We start from the raw sequence: 1,821 nt of genomic DNA on the forward strand, positions 1-1,821 counted from the left end.
CACTCTGGCCCCCGCGGTGGCGAAACCCCAAAAATATCTGTTCGGCCCGATCGCCGACTTCCTCATGCTCGGCGGCAGCGCGTTTCTCATCCTGCCGCTTCTGTTTCTTGTGCCGCTCGAATACGAAGGCCTCGTTGCCGCTACGATGGTCTTTGTGGCCTATCTGGTAAACTATCCCCACTTCGCCCACTCATATCAGATTTTCTACCGCAATTTCGGGCGCAAGGTGAGCGGCGACGGATACGACAAGGGCCTCCAGATCCGCTACATTTTCGCCGGCATCGCCGTTCCCCTGATCATGAGCGCCTTCTTTGCCTACGGCGCGGCGACGGCGAACACACGGCTGCTGGGATATGCGACCAACGCCATGTTCTTCTTCGTCGGCTGGCACTACGTCAAGCAGGGCTACGGCATGCTGATGGTGGATGCCGTGCTCAAGCGCAAATTCTTCGACGACCGGGACAAGAAGGTGCTGCTGGTCAACAGCTATGCCGTCTGGATCCTGGCCTGGCTGCAGACGAACACGGCGGTCACCGCGGGCAAATACTATGGCCTGGAATATTACACATTCGCGGCCCCTTCGTGGATCACCGACATTGCCCTGCTGGTGGCCCTGACATCCACCGCGGCCACGGTCCTGATGCTGGCCGGCCGCTGGCGGAAGAACGGCGGCGGCCTGCCGTACAACGGCATCGTGGCGTATGTCGCATCGCTCTACCTCTGGATCCTGATCGCGAGGATAAACCCGCTCTGGCTGCTGGTAGTGCCCGCGCTCCACTCGCTCCAGTACCTTGCGGTGGTCTGGCGCTATCAGACCAACGTCGAGCGCGACGGCCAGGATGCCGGAAAGGATCCGCAACCGAAGATCCTGTCGTTTCTCGGCCCTCTCTACCGGCTTCGTGTCCTCGGATTCATCGTCGGAGGCGGTGCGCTGGGCTATCTCGGTTTCTGGCTGATCCCGTTCGTGCTGACTGCCTTGATCCCCTACGACAGGCAGGTCCTCGGCTCATCGCTGTTCTTCTTCATCGTGCTGATATTCATCAACGTCCATCATTACTTCCTGGACAATGTGATGTGGCGCCGCGGCAACCCGGAAGTGTCGAAATATCTGTTCCGCTAGAGCAATTCCAGGAAAAGTGCGCAGCGGTTTTCCGTCCGGAATTGCGTCAAAACAAAAACTTAGGACGGTTCGGCGATTCCATGAAACGCTGAACCGCCCTAGCCGCCCATCCCATCGTCCATCATTGTGTTGGTGAGCGCCTCATAGGCCGCGCTGCATGTCGCGGAATGCGGGCAATCCTTTACGACCAACACCGGCGCCACCGTGAGGATGGCGGCGATCAGGATTCGCAGGCCGAGCCCGATCGCGCTCATCGTTCTGCCGAACAGGCCAGCGAACAGGAAGTAGAGACCCTGAGCCATGCAAGCGGCCGTCAGAACCCCCAGGAGCGGGCTCGTGGTTTTTGCAAACGGGGTTATGTAGCCGTCCGGAAAACCCACCATGCTGAGGTCCATGGACCATTGCAGGGCCAGCACGACACTCAAGCCCGCCCAGGCAAGAGCGGCCATGCGTGTGATCCGTGTTTGCTTCGACTGCTCGCCGGCGACAGGCTTCAAGGATCAAGCCTCTCCGAAGACCAGCGAGACATTGCCGCCGGCGTGACGCTCGATCCTGCCGGCGAGGTCGAGTTCCAGGAGCACCATCGACACCTGCGCGGCGCTCAAGCCGGTATGGCGGATGATCTCGTCGACCGCCACCGGTGTCGGGCCGAGCGCCTCGAGCACGCCGGCGCGATCATCCTCGCGCGGCGTGCTCGAGGC

2 protein-coding genes and 1 pseudogene are annotated in these 1,821 nt (G+C 61.0%); 1 reads left to right on the plus strand and 2 read right to left on the minus strand.

The features are described 5' to 3' along the window. Positions 1 to 4: 4 nt before the first annotated feature. A complete protein-coding gene (locus EN780_RS33275) occupies positions 5 to 1,120 on the plus strand; it encodes a hypothetical protein (RefSeq protein ID WP_128276383.1) in 1,116 nt (371 codons plus the stop codon). Between the two features lie 98 nt (positions 1,121 to 1,218). Here EN780_RS33275 and EN780_RS33280 read toward each other — a convergent pair whose 3' ends face one another. Together EN780_RS33280 and EN780_RS33285 are read right to left on the minus strand one after the other, a co-directional pair. Then, positions 1,219 to 1,617, minus strand: a complete 399-nt coding sequence (locus EN780_RS33280) for a hypothetical protein (protein WP_245494597.1) — start codon at positions 1,615 to 1,617, stop codon at positions 1,219 to 1,221. Positions 1,618 to 1,620: 3 nt separating this feature from the next. Further along, positions 1,621 to 1,821, minus strand: a pseudogene (locus tag EN780_RS33285) (DNA-protecting protein DprA); the annotation flags it as partial.

Source organism: Mesorhizobium sp. M4B.F.Ca.ET.089.01.1.1 (genome assembly GCF_004022605.1).
Taxonomy (GTDB): Bacteria; Pseudomonadota; Alphaproteobacteria; order Rhizobiales; family Rhizobiaceae; genus Mesorhizobium; species Mesorhizobium abyssinicae.